5 protein-coding genes are annotated in these 6090 nt (G+C 60.2%); all 5 read left to right on the plus strand.

Annotated elements, in window-relative coordinates:
- Positions 1–300: 300 nt before the first annotated feature.
- On the plus strand, positions 301–1212 hold the full coding sequence (murB, locus tag BN871_RS25535; protein WP_048749936.1) for a UDP-N-acetylmuramate dehydrogenase: 912 nt from the start codon (positions 301–303) through the stop codon (positions 1210–1212).
- Between the two features lie 15 nt (positions 1213–1227).
- Positions 1228–2511, plus strand: a complete 1284-nt coding sequence (gene murA / locus BN871_RS25540) for a UDP-N-acetylglucosamine 1-carboxyvinyltransferase (protein ID WP_048749939.1) — start codon at positions 1228–1230, stop codon at positions 2509–2511.
- Between the two features lie 127 nt (positions 2512–2638).
- Positions 2639–3391 carry a cell division protein FtsQ/DivIB gene (locus BN871_RS25545; protein ID WP_048749941.1) on the plus strand — a complete coding sequence of 251 codons (753 nt, stop codon included), beginning with the start codon at positions 2639–2641 and terminating at the stop codon, positions 3389–3391.
- A 315-nt stretch (positions 3392–3706) separates the two neighbouring features.
- A complete protein-coding gene (gene ftsA, locus BN871_RS25550; RefSeq protein WP_048749943.1) occupies positions 3707–4948 on the plus strand; it encodes a cell division protein FtsA in 1242 nt (413 codons plus the stop codon).
- Between the two features lie 14 nt (positions 4949–4962).
- The gene (gene ftsZ, locus BN871_RS25555; protein WP_048749944.1) at positions 4963–6039 is read left to right on the plus strand and encodes a cell division protein FtsZ; all 1077 of its coding nucleotides are present in this window, start codon (positions 4963–4965) and stop codon (positions 6037–6039) included.
- Positions 6040–6090: the final 51 nt, after the last annotated feature.

A 6090-nucleotide genomic window follows, 5' to 3' on the forward strand; every position in this document is an offset into this window, starting at 1 on the left:
TGCAGCGCATGAAGGAAGCGTCGCGGAAGCTCGGCATGCGGGATCCGCTTCGATCCTGACTGCGGAGCTGCGCAGGCTGGCGAAGAAATAAAAGGCGAGAAGCGGGGTGCGGGCGGGCTCCTGTCACCATAGAGCCCGGGGAGGCATAGGATATCAGCATAATCGTGTCCGTCACCTAAGGGCGGCCGGTTACCGCATTCCTACAGGGAGTGCGGGCATTCACCGAAGCCCGCGAGGGCTTCGGGCTGCAGCCTGACAGCCTTGCCCCGCCTTGAGCACCGCGAATGAAGGAGGAACACCATGAAAGCTTGGATGCAAGAGCTGGAAGAAGCCCGTGTGGGCGACATCAGCCAGCAGGTCCCGCTCTCGTCGCTTACGACGTGGAGAATCGGCGGACCGGCCGATGCCGTGGTTGTCCCGAGCGGCAAGGAAGAGCTGGCAAGAACGATTCGCATTCTGCGCAGGCACGAAGTGCCCTGGATGACGCTTGGAAAGGGTTCCAACATGCTCGTCTCGGACAAAGGAATCCGCGGCGTCGTCATCAGGCCGGGGTCTGCGCTGGATTTCGCGGAATTCGACGGCCCGCTCGTGCGTGCCGGAGCCGCGTATCCGTTCGTCACGCTTGCAGTTAAAGCCGGCAGGAAAGGGCTGACGGGACTGGAATTCGCCGGGGGAATTCCAGGCACGGTAGGCGGTGCCGTCTATATGAATGCGGGAGCCCATGGATCCGATGTGTCGCGTATATTCAAATCAGCCGACATTGTGCTGGAGACAGGGGAATTGGTGACGTGGGGACCGGAGGAGATGAAGTTCTCTTACCGCCATTCGAGACTGCAGGAGGAGGCTAGCCGCGGCATCGTCGTGGAAGCTCTCTTCGAGCTGGAGAGAGGAGAGGCCGGAGAGATCACGTCTGCGATGGCTGCTCACAAAGATCGGCGCAGAGCCACGCAGCCGCTGCATCAGCCGAGCTGCGGAAGCGTCTTCCGCAATCCTCCCGGCACCTATGCCGCGAAGCTGATCGAAGAAGCCGGGCTCAAAGGCTATTCGGTAGGCGGAGCCCAGGTGTCGACCTTGCACGCCAATTTCATTGTCAACACCGGCCAGGCGGCGGCTGAAGACGTCCTCACCCTGATCGCCCATATTCGCGGCACGGTCAAGGACCGTACCGGCATTGACTTGAAGCCGGAAGTATTGGTGGTGGGTGAGCGGTAACTTGGAGGTGTAGGTTTGGACAAATTGGTGATTGAAGGCGGGCAACCTCTCTCAGGAACCATTGCTATCCAAGGGGCGAAAAACGCAGCTCTGCCGATACTGGCAGGCAGCATGCTCGCCAGCGGCACGGTCGTCATCGATTCGGTGCCGCAGCTGCTCGATATAGAAGTCATGCTGCACATCTTGCAGGAGCTCGGTTGCCGCGCGGAACATGTCGGCGACACCGTCACGATCAATACGGCGACGGCATACCAGGCCCATATCCCCGAAAAGCTGATGGGTCAGATGCGTTCCTCCATTTTTCTGATGGGACCTCTGCTCGCCCGGTTCGGGGAAGTCCATCTCTACCAGCCCGGCGGCTGCGCGATCGGAGAGCGGAAGATCGACCTTCATCTCGAAGGGCTGCGTTCGCTGGGCGCCGAGATCGAGGAATATGGGGATCGGATTTCCTGCCGGGCGGAGAAGCTGCGCGGTGCCGATATTCATCTCGGCTTTCCCAGCGTAGGCGCGACGGAGAACATCATGATGGCCGCTGCGCTCGCAGAGGGCAGAACGACGATCACGGGAGCTGCCAGGGAGCCGGAAATCCAGGATCTTCAGCATTTCCTCAACGCTATGGGCGCGCGCATTATCGGAGCGGGGACGGATACGATTACGATCGAAGGGGTCGAATCGCTCACTCCATGCCGCTATCGGGTCATTCCGGACCGGATCGTGGCCGGCACCGTCATGGTAGCTGCCGCTGCGACCAAAGGAAAGGTTACGCTGACGAACACGAGGCCGGCGCATCTGTCTTCCCTGATCCATGTGCTCCGGCGCGCCGGAGTCGGCATCGGCATCGAGGGAGACGCCATCACCGTCGGAACGTCGGCAAGGCCGAAGGCGGTCGAGCGGATCGTCACTTCTCCCTATCCGGCCTTCCCGACGGATCTTCAATCGCAGGTGATGGTGCTGCTTGCTCTGGCCGACGGCACGAGCATCATGAAGGAAACGATTTTCGAGGGCCGCTTCAAGCATGTCGACGAGCTCAGCCGCATGGGAGCGGATATCCGCGTCGATCTCAACGCGGCCGTCATCCGGGGCGTATCCAGGCTGTACGGGGCAACGGTCGAAGCGACGGACCTGCGGGCCGGCGCCGCTCTCGTCATCGCCGGACTTGCGGCCAATGGGCGCACAGTCGTCGAGCAGGTGCATCATATCGACCGCGGCTACGACAGCATCGAATCCATGCTTGCGCGGCTTGGCGCACGGATTGTCCGCAGCGCGCCGGTTCCCGACAACGGAGCCGTACCGGGCTGATCTTCAAGGGATATCCCGTGCCGGAGCTTCTGCCCGCGGACGCCGATGCAATAGAACCGAAATGTGCTGCCGCAAAACGGCTCTCCGCGCGGGCGGAGACCGTTTCGCGGCTGAAGGAGGGACAAGCTTGGCTGAATTGATCCCGATCTTGAAGGATCCGCCGCCGAAGCGGAGGGGCAACCGGAAACTCGTCTTCATCCTGGTGCTTCTATTCCTTATTTTATTATCGATCCTTTTCTTTAATTCCTCGATCAGCAAGGTCAGCGTCGTCACGGTCGAGGGCGAGCAGTTCACGACGGAAGCGCGGATCCGCGAGGCGGCAAGCGTTCGTGCCGGAGACGCCTTTTTCGGCACTCTTTCCTCCAGCGTGGAGCACCGGATCCGGAAGCTCGGCTCGGTCAAGGAAGTCAAGGTGGCCAAAACCTTTCCCGGACAGATCAAAATCACGGTCGAGGAATATCCGCCGGTAGCGTTTGAGCTCGCTGCGAACGGCCAGCTGAGCGCCATATTGGCGAGCGGCTCCATCATCCAGGCCGACCAGGCCAAAGCGGTCGTGGACAAGCCGGTCCTGTCGGGATGGAAGAAGGACGATTCCGTGAAGGGCGAGCTGTGCAGGCAGCTTGCCCTGATCGATCCTGCCGCTCTCGGCAATTTATCGGAAATCATGCCTTCTCCGACCGAATCCTACCCGGACCGGATCCGCATCTATACCCGCAACGGCTTCGAAGTCATTACGGCCGCCTCCTTGCTCAAGGATAAGATCGACACGCTGAATTCGGTTGTCGAGGAGCGGGATCCCGGCCGGGTCACGCTGCTGCTTGCGGATACCTATTCGCCGTTCGTGCAAGCCGCGGGCAGCTCGGAGGAAGCCGGACCATGAAGCAAAGCCGCTTGGCTCCCGCTCTTTTATTTCGCCCTAAAGAATGGTAGAATTTAAGATATGGCATTTTTCCTAGATGATCATGCCTTTAGTCCCTCGGCGAGCCATCTCCGCAGCGGCTTCGGACTCGCTTCCGGCGAGCGGCGAGAGTGCCGAGACGGCCGCCCCTCCTTCATTTTTTTTCTTTGCTGGGTTGAATTGGCAGGCGAAAAAAAATGTAGAAAAAAGAGGGAAAATATTAACTGTGTTGAATATGTAGGATCAGATTAAAAAGGAATACCGATAAATGCGACCCGAAACGGAGGTGCCGCGGAATTGGGCAATAACGACATCATTGTCAGTTTGGACATCGGTACATCCAAGGTTCGAGTTATTATTGGCGAAGTGACAGGCGGAGCCATTAATATAATTGGGGTTGGATCGTCCGACTCGGAAGGCATCCGCAAGGGAGCCATCGTAGACATCGACCAGACCGTCAAGTCGATCCGCAACGCGGTCGAGCATGCGGAGAGAATGGTCGACATTCAGATTTCGGAAGTGTACGTAGGCATTCAGGGGAATCATATCGCGCTCCAGAGCAACCACGGCGTCGTGGCTGTTTCCAACGAGGATCGCGAGATCGGCGAGGAAGACATCGAGCGCGTGCTGCAGGCGGCCAAGGTCGTGGCGCTGCCACCGGAACGCGAAATCATCAATCTCGTGCCCAAGCAGTATCTGGTCGACGGGCTTGAAGGCATTTCGGATCCGCGCGGCATGATCGGCGTCCGTCTCGAAGTGGAATCCACCATCGTGACCGGAGCGAAGACGGCCATACATAATCTGATCCGCTGCGTGGAGAAGGCAGGGCTGCACATCTCCGGCATCATCCTGATGTCGCTGGCGTCCGGCATGATGTCCCTCAGCAAGGATGAGAAGTCGATGGGAACGGCCATCGTCGACATCGGCGCGGGATCCACGACTCTGTCGATCTTCGATCAGGGCGGCCTGGCCGCCACGTCGACGCTGCCGGTCGGCGGGGAATTCGTCACCAATGATATCTCCTACGGCCTTCGCACGCAGACGGAGCAAGCGGAGAAGATCAAGCTCAAGTACGGCTGCGCATCCGTGTACGACGCCGCGGAGGACCAGCGCTTCAAGGTGACGCGGCTCGGCTCCAACGTCGAGAAGGAATTCTCCCAGGTCGATCTGGCGAACATCATCGAGCCGCGCATGGCCGAGATCTTCTACATGATCCGGCAGGAAGTCCGCCGTTTGGGCTATGCCCAAAAAATCCAGGGCTACGTGCTCACCGGAGGCACAGTGAACTTGCCGGGCACGCTGACCGTGGCGCAGCAGGAGCTGGAATCTTCCGTCCGCATCGCCGTCCCGGACTTCATCGGCGTACGCGACCCGGCCTTCGGCAGCGGAGTCGGAATGATCCAATATGTGAGCAAGCATATGACGATTCGCAATTCGGGAGCGGTCAAGAAGCAGGCAAGCCGCAAGACGGGAACCGCAGCCCCCGCTAAACCCGGCATGATTGAACGAATCAAGAACATGTTCAGCGAATTCATCTGATCGGGGGAAATAGAATGTTGGAGTTCGATATTGACTTGGAACAGCTGGCACAAATTAAAGTCATCGGTGTCGGGGGCGGCGGCAGCAATGCGGTGAACCGGATGATCGACAACGGAGTGAAGGGCGTGGAGTTCATTACGGTGAACACCGACGCCCAGGCGCTCCACCTTGCCAAGGCGGAGCATAAGCTCCAGATCGGCGACAAGCTTACGCGCGGCCTCGGAGCGGGCGCGAATCCGGAGGTCGGCAAAAAAGCGGCCGAGGAATCCCGCGATCTCGTCGCCGCTACGCTCAAAGGCGCGGACATGGTATTCGTGACGGCCGGCATGGGCGGCGGCACCGGTACCGGCGCTGCTCCCGTCATCGCCGAAATCGCCCGCGAATGCGGAGCGCTGACGGTCGGTGTCGTCACCCGACCGTTCACCTTCGAGGGCCGCAAGCGCTCGAACCAGGCCGAGAACGGCATCGAGGCGCTGAAGGAAAAGGTCGACACGCTGATCATCATCCCGAACGACCGCCTGCTTGAGATCGTCGACAAAAAGACGCCGATGCTCGAGGCGTTCCGCGAAGCCGACAACGTGCTTCGCCAGGCCGTCCAAGGCATCTCCGACCTCATTGCCGTACCGGGCCTGATCAACCTCGACTTCGCCGACGTGAAGACGATCATGACCGAGCGCGGCTCCGCCCTCATGGGCATCGGCATCGCGACCGGCGAGAACCGCGCGGCCGAGGCTGCCCGCAAGGCGATCCAGAGCCCGCTGCTCGAAACGTCGATCGACGGAGCCCGCGGAGTCATCATGAACATCACCGGCGGCATGAACCTGTCGCTGTACGAGGTGAACGAAGCGGCCGAGATCGTCATCGAGGCTTCCGATCCGGAGGTCAACATGATCTTCGGCGCGATCATCGACGAGGACTTCAAGGACGAGATCAAGGTCACCGTCATCGCGACAGGCTTCGAGCACAAGGCGGCGCCTGTTCAGCCGGCCCGCCGCCCGCAGACGCAAACTCATGGAGCCGCTCCTGAGCCTCAGGAGCAGCGCGCCCCTCAGCCGAGCGCCAAGCCGTTCACCACCACATCCTTGTGGTGAAGCAGTTATCAGTCGCCGCCCTTACTGCTCTAAGAATATATCGGGAGAAGG

The sequence above is a fragment of the Paenibacillus sp. P22 genome, assembly GCF_000469945.2.
In the GTDB taxonomy this organism is placed as follows: Bacteria; Bacillota; Bacilli; order Paenibacillales; family Paenibacillaceae; genus Paenibacillus_O; species Paenibacillus_O humicus.

What these genes read in the sequence shown, in the direction of transcription:
- ftsZ (WP_048749944.1), top strand. Translation starts at nt 4,963, where the DNA reads ATGTTGGAGTTCGATATTGACTTGGAACAGCTGGCACAAATTAAAGTC.
- murB (WP_048749936.1), top strand. Translation starts at nt 301, where the DNA reads ATGAAAGCTTGGATGCAAGAGCTGGAAGAAGCCCGTGTGGGCGACATC.